Raw genomic sequence first — 14604 nt, 5'->3', positions numbered from 1 at the left:
GAAGGATCACGACGATCCTTCACCATGAAGGTGGCGCGCCTGGAGGGATTCGAACCCCCGACCAATGGCTTCGGAAGCCACTACTCTATCCGGCTGAGCTACAGGCGCGTTGCGCTGCCGGTGGCGGCAACGAGACGGGCATTCTCGCATGGTTCACGCGCATTTTGGCTGCCCCGGAAACGGAACGGCCCGCTTGCGCGGGCCGTCCGTGTGGCGATGTTGCGGGTGACTCAGTTGACGCTGACCGCGCTCCACGCCGCCTTGACCGCATTGGTCTGGGCGGAGGTGGCGCCGAACAGGTCGGTCGACGCGTTGATGCTGGCGGTGCGCGCAGCGGCGTAGTTGGTGCTGGAGGTCATGTACACCGTCAGCGCGCGGTACCAGATCTTGCCGGCGGCGTCGCGGCCGATCCCGGCCAGCGAGGTGTTGCCGTTGCAGACCAGCGAGGCCGGGGTCAGGTTGGCCCAGGTGCCGGCGCCGAACCCGCTGGGCACCACCGCGCCTTCCGCCAGCAGGTAGTAGAAGTGGTTGGCCACGCCCGAGCTGTAATGCACGTCGAGGTTGCCCAGGGTCGAGCTGTAGCAGTCCGGCGAGGCGCCGTCCAGGCTCGGCTTGAACATCCAGCGGATCGCGTTGCGCATGCTGGCGTTGTTGGGGAACAGCTCTTCACCCACCACGTAATCGGCCGGGTCGCTGCTGTTGTTGGCGTAGTATTCGACCATGGTGCCGAAGATGTCGGAGGTCGCCTCGTTGAGGCCACCGGATTCGCCGCTGTAGATCAGGTTGGCGGAACGGCTGGTCACGCCGTGCGACATCTCGTGGCCGGCCACGTCGATCGCCACCAGCGGATAGATGGACGCGCCATTGTCGCCGTCACCGAAGGTCATGCAGAAGCAGGAATCGCTCCAGAACGCATTCTGGTAGTTGCGGCCGTAGTGGACGCGACTGACCGCACCCTTGCCGTCGTTGGCGATGCCGTTGCGGCCGTGCACGTTCTTGAAGTAGTCCCAGGTGGTGGCAACGCCGTAGTGGGCATCGGCGGCAACGGTCTGCGAGTTGCTGAGCAGGTTGTTGCCCCAGACGTTGGTGCTGCCGGTGAACACCGTGCCCATGCCGGAGGTCTTCATCGCCATGTTGTGGGTGGCGCCGCCACCGCGGGACACGTCGACCATCTGGTAGCTGGTGCCGCACTTGCTGGTGTTCAGCACGACGTCGCCGGCCATCAGGGTCTTGCCGGTGCCGGTGGCCGCGGCGGGGCTGGTGCAGCCACTGCCGCCCGCACCCGGCCTGGCGGTGTGGATGCCATCCCACTGGTCGATGATCTTGCCGCTGGACGCATCGACGATGTAATGCATTTCGGTCGGGGTCTGGTCGGCCTTGAAGCCGTGGAACACGACTTCATGCGCCAGCACCGGCGCGACGTTGCGGGCATAGACGACCTTGCGCGAAGTCGGCGCCTGAGTGAATCGCACCGGGAAAGCCGCGCCGGCTTCGACGATCGCCTGATCGCCATTGACGCGGGCAGCCAGGCTCGGGCGGGCGGCAGTGGCGAGGGTCTGGCTCACGCCAGCCAGCTTGCCGCTGCGGGAATGGACCACGAAGTCGCCGCCGATCACCGGTATGCCGCGCCAGCTGCGCTGGTAGCGCACGTGCTCGGTGCCATTGGCATCCACGCTCGCGTCGCTGGCGACGAAGGCATCAAGCGGATTCTTGCGCATCGCCGCGGCCTGGTTGCCGATCAAGGCATTGGCTCGCGCGACGACGGCGGACTTCGCGGACGTCGCCGCATCCGCGGTCGCGGGTGCGATGACGGAGGCGATGGCGAGGCACAGCAGACTTGCTTGGAATTTCATTGGTGCGTTCTCCCTGGTGTGCAACCCGACTGTTGCGTCGGGACTGATTGTTGGAAACCCCGTTAACGTGACGCTTCTGCCGCCCGTCCCCATTGCCGACCCCCGGTCGGCATCATGGGCAAGAGGCTGGCGTTGTCGAAATAGGACACCCGCAGCGGCAGGCCACGCTGTGAGTATCCGATAAAAACCGCATCGAATCCCGGCTCGACCGCACGCCGGTAGACAGTGGCGATCTTGGCGTTCTCGATCTCCAGCAGCATGCCCAGAGCCTCCGGCCGCGGCAGCTTGCTGTTGTAGTCCTGCAGCAGCTGCTTGCAGCGCTGGAAGAACGCCAGCTCCTGCTGCCGGCCGCGCAGCGACCTGGCGAAAAACTGGCGGTAGTAATAGGTGGGCTGGCGCAGCCGCGGCAGCACCTTCACCACCGCCGTGCCGACGCCGCACAGCGCACCCGCCTCGTCGCGGGCCACGCAGACCGCCTGCTGCGCGCGCCGCGCCATTTCCGCATCGTTGCCGATGGCCTTGTGCTCCCTCCAGAAGGCAGCCAGCTCCTGCGCAAGCGCGGGAGTTACCTGTTTCCATGCCGGGACGAAGCTGACGGTCACTTGGTCGCGCCCGGGCCCGCTGCCTGACGCGGCGCCAGTGCTTCCACCAGCTTCACGTATTCAGGAAAGGCCAGCTTGCCGTTGCCGTCGGCATCGAAGCGGGCCAGCGGCGGCGCGCCCTTGCCCGCGTTCTTCACCAGCACCAGGTTGCCGTACTCGCTGGCGTCGATACCGCGATCATGGTTGGCATCGATGGCGGCAAACTGGCGGGCCAGGGCGGCCTGTGTCTTTGCCGCAGCCGCGGCCTGGTTCCAACCGGCGCGGAACTCGACCGGGGACAGCTGGCCGTTGCCATTCTTGTCCCATGCCTTGAACGTGGCGGCCGCCTGATCGATGGCGGCCGGCTTGCCCTGCTGGGCATTGGCCAGCGGGGACAGCACCAGGGCCAGCGCGATGGCGGCGAGACGGCGGCTCATGCCGCGGGAGCCTGTGCAGGAATATCGGACTCGAAGGTGATCAGGTCACGGATTTCATTGGTCCGCAGGCCGATCATCATCGGGTGCTTCACGTTGGGCAGGAAGGCGATGTCGAAGATCTCGCCCATGTCGCCGTCGAAGCGGATCCAGTTCAGGACGTCGCCATTGGCCAGCGAGATGATCTGCACCCCGCACCACGGCTCGGCGTCGCGCTGCTTCAGCTCGTCGTCCAACTGCAGGCCTTCGAAGCGCTGGTTGCGCGGCTTCGACAGGCCCACCGCGGCGACGTTGCCGATGATCGACAGGCCGCGCGCGAAGCCGGGCACGAACGCATGCGGCACGAATGCCTTCTTTTCGAAATCCACCCAGCCCAGCTGGCCGGTGCCGGCGTTGAGCAGCCACAGCTTGCCGTTGTGCCAGCGCGGCGAATGCGGCATCGACAGGCCCTCGCAGACGATCTCGTCGGTTTCGACATCGATCACCACGCCGCCGTCGCGGCGGCGCTCGCGCCAGCCGTCCACGCTGTCGCTCTTGCACACCGCGGTGACGTACTTGGGCTCGCCGTCGACCATCGCCAGCCCGTTCAGGTGGCAGCGGTCTTCCGGCGCCAGCTTGCTGATGAACTTCGGCTTCCAGATCGCCTTGAAGCTGTGGGTGGGGCTGAGCTCGGCCAGGCAGGAATACTTGGTGTTGACGAACACCACCCGGCCGTCCTTGCGGATGCCGAGTTCGTGGATGTCGAGGTCACCGATGGTCTGCGCGTTGCGCGGCACGTAGCACTTGTCGAACTGGCCGTGGATGACCTCGTTCGGGCGCAGCACGTTCTCGAACCGCCACAGCTGGTACAGCCCGCCGAGGTAGATGCGCTGGGCATTGCCGACCACGCCCATCGCGCGCTCGAAGATGCGCTCGAAGAACGACACCCGGCCCTGCGGGTCGCTGCCGACCAGATAGATCCGCCCGGTCTGGTAGGAGGTGATCGCCAGCGACAGCCGGTGCTGGGCCAGCCAGCCGGCCAGGCCGCGCGAGCAGCTTTTCTCCACTTTCAGCTTGGTGATGTCGCGCGGGGCCTGCGTGGACTGGGCGGGCTGTCCGTCGGCCGAGTCGGCCCGCACGGGGGCTGGCGCGCCGGTTGCCACCGCATCCAGCCCGGTGTCCAGTTCCGACTTGTCCTGATTGGAGCGGATGTCGGGGTCGTTCTGCTTGTTGTGGTTGGTCACTTGTTGTCCAAACTGCATGTGGCCGACCGCGGGCCCGGCGAACCAGGCCCGCGGCAAGGATTACCAGGAATAACGGAGGTTGGCCTGACCGCCGATGAAGCTCTTCAGCGAGCCGCCATCCAGCCAGTTGACACCCAGCGTGACGCCGAGGCCACCCTTCTGCACGCCCACGCCAAGCTCCGCTGCCGCGCGGCTGCCGCTGACGCCGGTGCTGCCGTAGAAATCACCCACGGCGTAGGACGTCTTGCCGCCGCTGTCGCGAAGCGCGCTGATCGACCCGTACGGGGTCCAGCGGATGTCGCCGGACTGGAAGGTCTTGTTGACCTCGACGCCGACGCGACCACGCTCGAAGGTACCGCCCTGCACGGTGAAATCCAGACTCTCGCCGTAGAACGTGCGGACATCCTCGACGCGGGTACGGATGTATTGCGCCTGCGGCACGACATTGACGCTCCCCAGCTTCCACTCGTAACCGGCTTCCAGACTGACCGCACTGGTGCGGGCCCGGCTTTGCAGGTTGGCGCCAACCGAGTCCGAGCGGATGTCCGCACCCATCCAGCGGCCGCTCAGGTCCACGTACAGCCCCTCTGGCACATACCAGGTGGCATAGGCGCCGAAGGTGGTGCCATTCATGCGGTTCTGGCCCTCTCCATCGGTCAGGCGCTGGCGGCTGGCGGCATTGCCCATCACCACGCCGGCGTGCAAGTTGCCGAACAGGTTGGCATTGACGCCAAACTCGCGACCCCAGCTGGCCTGTTCATAGGCGAAGTTTCCGCCCTGACCGAAGTTCCCGGCCAGGTGGGTCGGTTTCGCGTCGCCTTGATCGGTATAGACGCGCACGAATGCACTGAGCACCTTGCCAGCATCGCCATAGGGGTTCACGCCCAGACGCTGGCGGAAGGTGCCGACCTGCGAGTTCATGAAGCCCGCCGCACCCGAGGCCGCGTTGGCCGCCAAGGTGCCGCCGTCGCTCAGGCCATCCACGCGCAAACCGACCGAGAACAGGTCATCTGCGGCATTGCCGGCATTGAGCACGCTGGTGACGTCAACGCCCAGAGTCAGGAAGTTGGCGTTCTGGTTGTAGCCCAGCACGTGCCCACCCACGAAGCTGCCCGCCGCCGAGGTGCCGGTGACGCTGGCGAACTCGACCGCCGGCGCGCCGAGAGTCGGCACGCCGATGAACTTCACGTTCACGGTCTGCGCGGTTCCGCTGGCGATATCGCCATTGATCGCCAGCTGGTCCGCGGTGAGGTCGTTGAAATTGACGTCGATGGCCATCTGGCCACTGCCCGCCAGCGTACCGTCCAGGCTCAGCGCATCGGTGGTCACGCCATTCACGAAGTCCACCAGGCCGGTATTGGTGAAGACGCCGCCGGCGGTATCGACGACGCTGCTGCCCACGATCTTCAGGGTGCCGCTGTTGTTGAAGGCATTCATCTCCACCGCCTGTGGCGCCGCCGCCTGCAGGGGGACTACCGGCGAGGCATCGCCCATCGTGATGGTGCCGTTGGTCAAACCGATCAGGCCGGCGTTGTTGATGGTGTCGTCGCCCGCGCCGAATGCGATCTGTCCGCCGTTGAGCGTGATCGTGCCACCGGCGGCATTGGCCAGCGTGTCGTTGCCGTAACCGAAGTCGGTAGACAAGGTGCTGCCCACGTCCCACGTGCCACCGGCCTTGTTGCTGAACACGTCGTCGCCGCCGTACAGGCTGATCGCACCGAGGATGCGACCGCTGTTGTTGAGGGTTTCGACGCCGTCGTTGCCGGCAACCGCGAACGCGTAACCCTCGTCGCCATCGGCGCTGATCACGCCAGTGGCAAGGTTGTTCAACGTATTGGCGCCGTACATGCCCTCGAACACCACGCCGAAGTTGTACGTGGCGCCGCCGGCGTGGATCTTGCCGGCGTTGTTCACGGTGGAATCGCCGTCCCCGCTGTTGACCACCACGCCGAAGGCCGCCATGCCAGCACTGGCCTCCACCCGTCCATTGCTGCCCAGATTGACCACCACGTCGCCGGCATAGGAGTCGGCCAGGATGCCGTAGGAGGCGATGGCGGCATCCGCCTCGATCAGACCATTGTTGGTGACCGTGACGAGGCCCTCCATGGTGTAAGCGGTCGCGCCGATGGCGATGCCATATCCAGAGGCCGCGGTGATGTGCCCGGTATTGCCGACCGTCACGTCGCCCATCGCGCTGTACGCCTGGATGCCGACGCTGCCATAGCCGCCAGCGGTGGCGATGTCGCCGGCACTGCCCACGGTCACGTCGCCACCCTCGGCGCGGCCTTCGATACCGATCGCGACGTAATCCGCGGTCGCGTTGATGTGGCTGCCGGCGGCGGTGCTCACCGTGCTGCCGAGGAGCGAGCGTGCGGCGATGCCGGTCGCGGTGTAGTAACCGTCGGCCTGGATGTCGCCACTGTTCCCGGCCGCAGCGTAGCCATAGTCGGAGGTCGCCAGCAGGCCATATGCCACGTCGCCCTGGTAGCCCGTGTCGGGGAACACCGATGCGCTGATGTCACCGCTGTTGACGATGGTGGCGGTACCGTAATCGGCGCGGGCGAAGATGCCCACTGCAAAGCCCGCGGACACGACATCGATGCTGCCGGTGCTGGCGTTGCTGACGTCGACGTCACCGGTGCTCGCGCCGCCGAAGATGCCCGCCGCCTGCGAATAGCCATAGCCTGCGATGGCGCCTGCGTTGCCGATGGCGACATCACCGCCTTCGGACACACCGAGGATGCCGGTGCCGTAGCCGAGGTAGGAGTAGAAGCCGATGTCGCCGTCCGCGGTGTTGTTCACCGCCACGTCGCCGCCGGCCGAAACCGCGAACACGCCATATGCGTACTTGCCGTCGGCGTACAGCGCGCCGCTGTTGACCACGCCCACACCCTGCTGGCCCTGTGCATCCACCGCGCGTGCCGGCGCAGCCATGATGCCGGCGTTGCTGACCGAGACCGAGCCGCTGTTGTCCACCGCGGCATAGCCATTGCCGGCGAACGCGAGCAGCCCGTAGCTGCCGTAGTACTTGCTGGCGGCCGTGCTGGCCTCGACGCTCACGTCACCGGAGTTGACCACCACTGCATCGCCAGCGAAGGACAGGGCCGCCACGCCGTAGCCGGTACCACCCGACGTCACGGTGATCGCGCCGCCGTTGTCGATGCCCGAATCCCCATCCGTGGAGGCCACGATGCCGAATGCGCCGTAGCCACCGGCGACATACTGCGCCGCGGTGATGTCGCCGGTATTGGTTACTACCGCCGTACCACCCAACCCGCTCGCCGTGGCACTGATGCCGGACGCGCCGAAGATGCCGTTGGCCGCGATATCGCCGGTGTTGGCCACGGCGACGTGCATGCCTTCGCCGTTGCCCGAGGCGTTGATGCCGATGGCCATCAGCGTGCCGTAGTAATAGCCATATCCGTTGTTGCTGTTGTAGTACGCCCCCAGCCCGGTGCCCGCGAAGATGTCGCCGCTGTTGGTGACCGACAGGTCGCCTTCGGACTGGGCCTCGATGCCGGTGGCGTAACCGCCCTGCACGACCAGGCTGCCGCTGTTGGTGACCACGCCGTTGCCGACCCCGGCCGTGGCATAGATGCCGAACGCCTGCCCGCCGGCGGTGGAATACAGCACGCTAGTGCCGTCTTCCACCTGCAGGAATGGCATCGCGCTGGCGGTGATGTCGCCGGTGTTGCTGACCTGGGTCGAATTGCTGCCCTGCGCCTCGATGCCCGCCGCCCAGTCGCCGTAAACGCTGGTCACCGAGACCGCACCGGAATTGGTGACGGCAACATCCTGGCCGGATGCGAAAATGCCGTCCGCCAAGCCGTAGGACGAACTGGCGGTGATGTCGCCGCTATTGTCGATGGTGACGTCGGCGGCCAACGAGTAGCCGTAGATGCCGATCGCGTCGCCGTTGGACATGGCATCGATAGTGGCGCTGTTGGTGATGTCCACGTCACCGCTCGCCGTAGCCCTGATGCCCGTGGCGGCACTGTTGACGCCCAGCGCACTGATCTCGCTGGCATTGGTGACGGTCGCGTCGCCATATGCCGAGTCGGCAAAGATGCCGAATGCCGCTGTCGCGGCTTTCACCTCGATGCTGCCACCGGTGTTGGTGACCGTGGCGTTACCGTCGCCCGCCTGCGCCATCATCCCGACGGCCACGCCATTGGTGCTGGCCGCGTAGATGCTGCCGCTGTTGCCAACGTCGGCACCCGCATAGCCATAGGCGCGCACCCCGTAGGACCCGGTCCGGCTGATGACCTGGATGTCACCGCTGTTGGTGATGCTGGCCGCGCCCTGGTCGGTGGATGCCAGCACGCCCGTGGCATTGTTGCTGCCGCTCCTCGCGTAGATGGTGCCGCTGCTGTCCACGGCCGCATCGCCGCCCGGGGCCAGGGCCATGACGCCGTAGGTCCGGGTCCAGCCATAGGCATCGATGGCGCCGGCGCTGTCGATGGCGATGTCGCCATGGGTCGCGTAGGCGAACACGCCGCGAGCGACGCCGTAGTACGAGTACGCCCCGATGCTGCCGTCGACGGCGTTATTGATGGCGATATTGCCGTTTTCCGCCACCGCATAGACGCCCAGCCCCACCGTGGTGCCGCTGGCGTAGATCGAGCCGCTGTTGTCGAGGGTGATGTCGCCGCTGCCCGAGACCGCCTTGATGCCGTCGGCACGGGTGTTGGTGAACATCCCCGTGGCGTAGGCGCTGACGTCGCCGCTGTTGTCGATGCTGACGTCGCCATAGGCGGAGGCGTCGATGCCGGCGGCCCTCCTCACGCCCGTCGCGACGACCGTGCCGCTGTTTTCCACGGCGGCGGTGCCGTTGGCACCGAAGGCCAGCAACCCGGTGGGGGTCACGCCGGTGCTGTTCACCGTGCTGCTGACGGCAACGTTGCCTTCGTTGGTGACGCTGGCTTCGCCGGAGAAGGACATCCCCACCAGGCCGAAGGCCGGCCCCTTCGAAGCGACAACGATATCGCCGCTGTTGTTGATCGATGCATCTCCGTCGGCAGACGCCAGGATGCCGTAGCCACCGTAGCTGGTGATCGCGCGGTTCTGCTGGACGACGATGTCGCCGCTGTTGTTGACCTGCACGGTGCCGCCGGTACCCGTGGCGATACCTTCGATGCCGGTGGCGCCATACACCGCGGCGGCCTGGATGGAACCGGTATTGTCGATCTGGATGGCAGCGCCTTCGCCGCTGGCCACCGCATTGATGCCCCACGCCAGCGCACTGCCGGTGGTGGTGCCCGCGTCGATGTTGCCGGTGTTGTCGATGACCGCATCGCCATAGGTCTGGGTGCGGATGCCGGTGGCGTAATAGCCACGCGCCGTGATCCCGCCGTCGTTCACCACCGTGGCGTCGTGCCCGGAAGCGTAGATGCCGTAGGCGCCACCCGTCGCGTAAATACCCGCATAGATGTCGCCGGAGTTGGTCACCTCCACCGAGGTGTTCGCCCGCGCCTCGATGCCGGCGGCCCAGGCGTAACCATAGGCATCGATGGCGCCGCTGTTGTCGACCACGACATGATCGCCGGAAGCGAAGATGCCGTCGGCCAGGCCGGAGTACGAATACGCCGTGATGTCGCCGGCGTTGTTGATCGCCACGTCACCGGTTGCACTGTAGCCATAGATGCCGATCGCGTTGCCGTACCCCGCATCTGCGATGAGCACACCGGTGGCGGCATTGGTGATATCAACGTTCCCGCCGGTGCTGTAGCCACGGATGGCAATGGCATCGCCGGCGGCGTATTCGCTGATCGGATCGACGTTGTCGATCACGATGTCGCCCGGATCGGTCACATCGATGGCCAGTGCCACCGGGCCGGCGCCCACGACGGTCAGATCGAAGACGGGCGCGAAATCAATCGCCGCACGCTGGATCTGCAGCGCATGCGCAGTCGACACCTCGTGTGCGCCCGCCATGACGTTGCCGGTCGTGCCCAAGGCAAACGCCATCGCAGAAACCGCCAGTGCCGAGCGCACCGCGCGCGCCATGGGGGCCAACTTGACCGTGCGCGGCTTGCGCGTGGCCTTGCCAGGCTTGCCGACGATCCGAATTTCGCTCATGCCATCTCCCCAGTGGAATTGAAAGTGCTGTGGCGGAACCGGTTGGTTCCGCCCTGCGCCGGGGCTATGGAATGCATGCGAACAGCTACCCTCCCCGGCGTTGTTCACTTTTCATTTATCGCCGAGCGCGATTGCCCGTGTCAATAGCGTGACTATCTGCACAACTTCCTGACTGGGGGAAATCAGGCGATCCAGCTCAAACCTCGCGCCGCAGCGCCGGTTCTGGAATAATCCGGCGCTTGGCGGCCGAAATTGGCCACGACTGCGCGGGAACAACATGCGGACTCACGACCTGGCTTTCCTCAAGCGTTTCTCGATGGTGATCGCCTTCCTGGTGTTGCTGGCGCTGGGCCTGATCCTGTTCGCCCGCCATCTCAACGGCAAGGTCGAATACCCCGAAAGCGTCGTGGCCAAGCAGAGCCTGCAAGATCGCATCGCCCCCGTGGGCGCGGTCTACGCCGGCGCCACTGGCGCCGCGGCGCAGGCTGCTGCAGCCGCGGCGGCTTCCGCTGCACAGACCGCCAACGTGCCGTTCGACGGCCGCACCGACGGCGCCGAGATCTTCAACAACGGCCCCTGCACCGGCTGCCACACCGCCGGCGTGGGCGGCGCCCCGAAGCTTGACGCTGCCGGCATCGGCGCGCGCGCGGCCGAGCAGGGCGTGGAAATGCTGATCAAGAAGGCCACCGAAGGCTTCACCGGCACCGCCGGGGTGATGCCGGCCAAGGGCGGCAACCCGGCCCTGACCGACGACCAGATGAAGGCCGTGGTCGAGTGGATGGTGTCGCAGAGCAAGTAAGCCGCGCACCGCGCGCTGCCCGAACGCCGCCTGCGGGCGGCGTTCGCGTTTGTGGCGGGCCGGCCGGCGGTTTCACGCTGGCTGCGGCATCATGGCAGGCATGAACGAGACGACAGCCAAGCCCGCCGGCGCCGATGCGGCGCTGGTCATCGACGGCCCCGCGGGCCGGATCGAGGCCGCGTACGACGCGGCCGAGGCCACGCCGCAGCCGGTGCTGGCCATCGTCTGCCATCCGCTGCCCACCGAGGGCGGCACCATGCACAACAAGGTGGTGACGATGGCTGCGCGCGCGCTGCGCGAATCCGGCATCGCCACCCTGCGTTTCAATTTCCGCGGCGTGGGTGGCTCCGAAGGCAAGTTCGACGACGGCGATGGCGAGCTGGACGACCTGCGCGCGGTCGCCGCGTGGGCGCGCGCCCGCCATCCGGACAAGGCGCTGTGGCTGGCCGGTTTCAGCTTCGGTGCCTGGGTGTCGCTGCGCGGCGCGGTGGAGCTGGGCGCGGCCGCGCTGATCAGCATCGCCCCGCCGGTGGGCCGGAGCTGGGAGTTCACGGACATCGCCCTGCCGACCATGCCGTGGCTGGTGATCCAGGGCGATGCCGACGAGATCGTCGACGCCACCGCCGTGCGCGACTGGGTGACCTCGCTGCCTTCGCCGCCCGAGCTGGTGGAGATGCCCGACACCAGCCACTTCTTCCATCGCAAGCTGATGGACCTGCGCGGCGCGGTGAAAAACGGCATCCGCGGCTGGCTGCCGCTGCCTCCCGCGGCATGAGCGAGGCGTCGCTTCCTTCGCAGCGCTATGCCGAGGGCGTGGCGCGCGGCGACTGGCTTGCCGATCCGGCCCAGCAGGCGGCCCTGCGCGCGCTCGACCGTGTCCATGCCGAACTGCTGCGGCCAGCACCCGCGCGCGGCCTGCTGCAGCGGCTGTTCGGTGGCGCGGCGGATGCCTCGCCGATACCCGGGCTGTACCTGTGGGGCGGCGTCGGCCGCGGCAAGACCTTCCTGATCGACCTGTTCTACGCCGGCCTGCCGACCCGCGAGAAGCGCCGCACCCATTTCCACCGCTTCATGCGCGAGGTGCACGAGCGTCTGCGCGCGCATGCCGGCCAGCGTGATCCGATGGCCGTGATCGCGCGCGAATGGCGGCGCGAGCTGCGGGTGCTGGTGCTGGACGAATTCTTCGTCTCCGACATCGGCGACGCCATGTTGCTGGCGCGGCTGCTGGAGCGGTTGTTCGCCGAAGGCGTGGTGCTGGTCACCACCTCCAACGCCGCGCCCGCCGCGCTGTACAAGGACGGCCTGCAGCGCGCGCGCTTCCTGCCCGCGATCGGCCTGCTGCAGCGCCACTGCGACGTGGTGGAGCTGGTCAGCGACACCGATTACCGGCTGCGCGCGCTGACCCAGTCGCCGGTGTACCGCGCCCCGCTGGACGCCGACGGCGATGCCTGGCTGCAGCGGCGCTGGCACGAGCTGGGCGGCGACGATGGCCACCGCGACGCCGGCATCGTCATCGATGGCCGCCGCATCCCGGTGCGCGCGCGCAGCAAGGGGCTGTGCTGGTTCGACTTCGCCGCGCTGTGCGAGGGCCCGCGCGGGAATGCCGATTACATCGAGATCGCACGCGAATTCCATACCGTGCTGGTGGGCGGCATTCCGCATTTCGATGGGCTGCGCGACGACGCCGCGCGCCGCTTCGTGCACCTTGTGGATGAGCTGTACGACCGCCACGTCAACCTGGTCTGCACCGCCGACGCCGCACCGATGGCGCTGTATTCGGGCGAACGCCTGGCCGCCGCGTTCGAGCGCACCACCTCGCGGCTGATCGAAATGCAGTCCGCCGACTACCTGGCCCACGAGCACCGCTGCGAATGAACGCCAACACCACCGCCAATTCGCCGCTCGGCCGCGAGACCGCGTATCCCGCGCGGTACGACGCCGGCCTGCTGCACCCGATCCCGCGCGCGCCTGCGCGTGCCCAGCTGGGCATCGCCGCGGATGCGCTGCCGTTCATCGGCATCGACCGCTGGCAGGCGTTCGAGCTGTCGTGGCTGGACCAGCGCGGCAAGCCGCAGGTCGCCACCGCCACCCTGCAGGTGCCGGCGGATTCGCCCCGCCTGGTGGAATCCAAGTCGCTCAAGCTGTATCTCAACTCCTTCAACGCCAGCCGCTTCGACGATGCCGAGGCGGTACGCGCGCGCATCGAGGCGGACCTGTCGCAGGCCGCGGGCGCGCCGGTGGCGATGGCGTTCGGCCTGCCCGCGCTGGCGATCGCCGCGGATGCCGAAAACATCGACGGCCTCGATATCGCCATCGACAGCTACGGCCCGCCGGACGCCTCGCTGCTGCTGGCGGATGCCGGCAACATCCTCGAGGAGACGCTGCACAGCGCGCTGCTGAAATCCAACTGCCCGGTCACCGGCCAACCCGACTGGGCCGATGTGACCATCGCCTACCGCGGCCCGCGCCTCGACCGCGCCGGCCTGCTGCGCTACATCGTCAGCTTCCGCGACCACGCCGGTTTCCACGAACAGTGCGTGGAGCAGATCTTCGTCGACCTGCTGGCACGCTGCGCGCCGCAGCAGCTGTCGGTGGAAGCCCGCTACACCCGCCGCGGCGGCCTCGACATCAATCCGTGGCGCGCCACTGCCGGCCTCGCCGCGCCCGCGGCTGTCCGCACCGAACGACAGTAGCCGCGGCTGAACAGGCGGCGACGACCGCCATGTTTTCTTAACAGGTCGCGTGCAAGCGTTGCCCTTGTCCGAATACCGGGCAAGGAGTTCCCATGAGCAACGACAAGAAACCCGACTTCTCCGACGTGCAAAGCGCCGTGAAGAGTACGGAGCAGGTCAAGCCCGACTTCTCCGATGTCCAGTCGAAGGTGACGTCCACCGAAGCCATCGCCGGCGATGCGGTCGGCGAGCTGACCTACACCGTGGAGAAGGGCGACAACCTCTCGAATATCGCCAAGCATTTCTACGGCAAGCAGGACTGGAAACGCATCTTCGACGCCAACCGCGACCAGCTCTCGGACCCGGACCGGATCCAGCCGGGACAGGTGCTGAAGATTCCCGCGCGCGAAGACTGACCCACGCCCCCACGACGAACGACGAGGAAACCCAATGAACAAGCTCAACCGTCTCCACATGAGCATGCTGGCCGTCCTGCTGGGCAGCGTGGCACTGGTCGGCTGCAAGAAGAAGGAAGAACCGGCGCCGCTACCGCCGGTGGCCAGCGAGCCCGCGCCGATGCCGCAAACCCCGGCGCCGATGCCGGCCACCGCCTCGGTCAGCAGCGTGGACCTCGGCAACGCGGTGGGTGCCGACATGCGCGTCACCGCGCCGATGACCACCTTCAGCCCGAAGGACACCATCCACGCCGCGGTCGCCACCGCCACCTCCGACCCGATGGCCTCGGTATCCGGCAAGCTGGGCGCCAAGTGGACGCACGTGGACAGCAACCAGACCGTCAACGAAGAGAGCAAGGACGTCACCTTCACCGGCGACGGCGTCACCGACTTCCAGATCAGCAAGCCCAGCGGCTGGCCGACCGGCAAGTACAAGGTGGAGATCTCGCTGGACGGCAACGTGGTGCAGACCCGCGAGTTCGAGGTGCGCTGAACGCGCGCAACCCGCT

11 protein-coding genes and 1 tRNA gene are annotated in these 14604 nt (G+C 67.1%); 6 read left to right on the top strand and 6 right to left on the bottom strand.

Going from position 1 to position 14604, the window contains the following annotated elements:
• Positions 1-31 precede the first annotated feature (31 nt).
• The 6 genes from E5S66_RS01530 to E5S66_RS01505 all read right to left on the bottom strand — a co-directional run bounded on the left by E5S66_RS01530 (position 32) and on the right by E5S66_RS01505 (position 10169).
• Positions 32-108 (bottom strand) — tRNA-Arg (locus E5S66_RS01530).
• A 122-nt stretch (positions 109-230) separates the two neighbouring features.
• Positions 231-1853 (bottom strand): M4 family metallopeptidase, encoded by a 1623-nt coding sequence (locus tag E5S66_RS01525; RefSeq protein WP_138346907.1) that lies wholly within the window; start codon positions 1851-1853, stop codon positions 231-233.
• Positions 1854-1915: 62 nt separating this feature from the next.
• The gene (locus E5S66_RS01520) at positions 1916-2455 is read right to left on the bottom strand and encodes a hypothetical protein (RefSeq protein WP_138346905.1); all 540 of its coding nucleotides are present in this window, start codon (positions 2453-2455) and stop codon (positions 1916-1918) included.
• Positions 2452-2871: an EF-hand domain-containing protein gene (locus E5S66_RS01515; RefSeq protein WP_138346903.1), complete on the bottom strand. Its 420-nt coding sequence runs from the start codon at positions 2869-2871 to the stop codon at positions 2452-2454. Before E5S66_RS01515 ends, E5S66_RS01520 begins: the two co-directional genes overlap by 4 nt.
• Positions 2868-4091 carry a TIGR03032 family protein gene (locus tag E5S66_RS01510; RefSeq protein WP_246037101.1) on the bottom strand — a complete coding sequence of 408 codons (1224 nt, stop codon included), beginning with the start codon at positions 4089-4091 and terminating at the stop codon, positions 2868-2870. The genes E5S66_RS01515 and E5S66_RS01510 overlap by 4 nt, the downstream gene beginning before the upstream one ends.
• A gap of 60 nt (positions 4092-4151) precedes the next feature.
• Positions 4152-10169, bottom strand: coding sequence for a hypothetical protein (locus E5S66_RS01505; protein ID WP_138346901.1), 6018 nt, complete (start codon positions 10167-10169; stop codon positions 4152-4154).
• A 277-nt stretch (positions 10170-10446) separates the two neighbouring features.
• Here E5S66_RS01505 and E5S66_RS01500 point away from each other — a divergent pair, with 277 nt between their 5' ends.
• The 6 genes from E5S66_RS01500 (at position 10447) to E5S66_RS01475 (ending at position 14588) form a co-directional block, all read left to right on the top strand.
• The gene (locus E5S66_RS01500; RefSeq protein WP_138346899.1) at positions 10447-10968 is read left to right on the top strand and encodes a c-type cytochrome; all 522 of its coding nucleotides are present in this window, start codon (positions 10447-10449) and stop codon (positions 10966-10968) included.
• Positions 10969-11068: 100 nt separating this feature from the next.
• Complete coding sequence (locus E5S66_RS01495) at positions 11069-11743, top strand: alpha/beta hydrolase (RefSeq protein WP_171033434.1); 675 nt, start codon at positions 11069-11071, stop codon at positions 11741-11743.
• On the top strand, positions 11740-12843 hold the full coding sequence (gene zapE, locus E5S66_RS01490) for a cell division protein ZapE (protein ID WP_138346896.1): 1104 nt from the start codon (positions 11740-11742) through the stop codon (positions 12841-12843). Before E5S66_RS01495 ends, zapE begins: the two co-directional genes overlap by 4 nt.
• Positions 12840-13661 carry an NADPH-dependent 7-cyano-7-deazaguanine reductase QueF gene (gene queF / locus E5S66_RS01485; protein ID WP_138346894.1) on the top strand — a complete coding sequence of 274 codons (822 nt, stop codon included), beginning with the start codon at positions 12840-12842 and terminating at the stop codon, positions 13659-13661. The genes zapE and queF overlap by 4 nt, the downstream gene beginning before the upstream one ends.
• A 92-nt stretch (positions 13662-13753) precedes the next feature.
• Positions 13754-14056 (top strand): LysM peptidoglycan-binding domain-containing protein, encoded by a 303-nt coding sequence (locus E5S66_RS01480; protein WP_138346893.1) that lies wholly within the window; start codon positions 13754-13756, stop codon positions 14054-14056.
• Between the two features lie 34 nt (positions 14057-14090).
• Positions 14091-14588 (top strand): hypothetical protein, encoded by a 498-nt coding sequence (locus E5S66_RS01475; protein WP_138346891.1) that lies wholly within the window; start codon positions 14091-14093, stop codon positions 14586-14588.
• Positions 14589-14604 lie beyond the last annotated feature (16 nt).

Origin of the sequence: Thermomonas fusca, from assembly GCF_005862345.1 — a bacterium.
Taxonomy (GTDB): domain Bacteria; phylum Pseudomonadota; class Gammaproteobacteria; order Xanthomonadales; family Xanthomonadaceae; genus Thermomonas; species Thermomonas fusca.
This window is presented reverse-complemented; position numbering and strand designations above follow the sequence as displayed.

What these genes read in the sequence shown, in the direction of transcription:
- E5S66_RS01525 (WP_138346907.1), bottom strand. Translation starts at nt 1,853, where the DNA reads ATGAAATTCCAAGCAAGTCTGCTGTGCCTCGCCATCGCCTCCGTCATC.
- E5S66_RS01515 (WP_138346903.1), bottom strand. Translation starts at nt 2,871, where the DNA reads ATGAGCCGCCGTCTCGCCGCCATCGCGCTGGCCCTGGTGCTGTCCCCG.
- E5S66_RS01505 (WP_138346901.1), bottom strand. Translation starts at nt 10,169, where the DNA reads ATGAGCGAAATTCGGATCGTCGGCAAGCCTGGCAAGGCCACGCGCAAG.
- E5S66_RS01500 (WP_138346899.1), top strand. Translation starts at nt 10,447, where the DNA reads ATGCGGACTCACGACCTGGCTTTCCTCAAGCGTTTCTCGATGGTGATC.
- E5S66_RS01495 (WP_171033434.1), top strand. Translation starts at nt 11,069, where the DNA reads ATGAACGAGACGACAGCCAAGCCCGCCGGCGCCGATGCGGCGCTGGTC.
- zapE (WP_138346896.1), top strand. Translation starts at nt 11,740, where the DNA reads ATGAGCGAGGCGTCGCTTCCTTCGCAGCGCTATGCCGAGGGCGTGGCG.
- queF (WP_138346894.1), top strand. Translation starts at nt 12,840, where the DNA reads ATGAACGCCAACACCACCGCCAATTCGCCGCTCGGCCGCGAGACCGCG.
- E5S66_RS01480 (WP_138346893.1), top strand. Translation starts at nt 13,754, where the DNA reads ATGAGCAACGACAAGAAACCCGACTTCTCCGACGTGCAAAGCGCCGTG.
- E5S66_RS01475 (WP_138346891.1), top strand. Translation starts at nt 14,091, where the DNA reads ATGAACAAGCTCAACCGTCTCCACATGAGCATGCTGGCCGTCCTGCTG.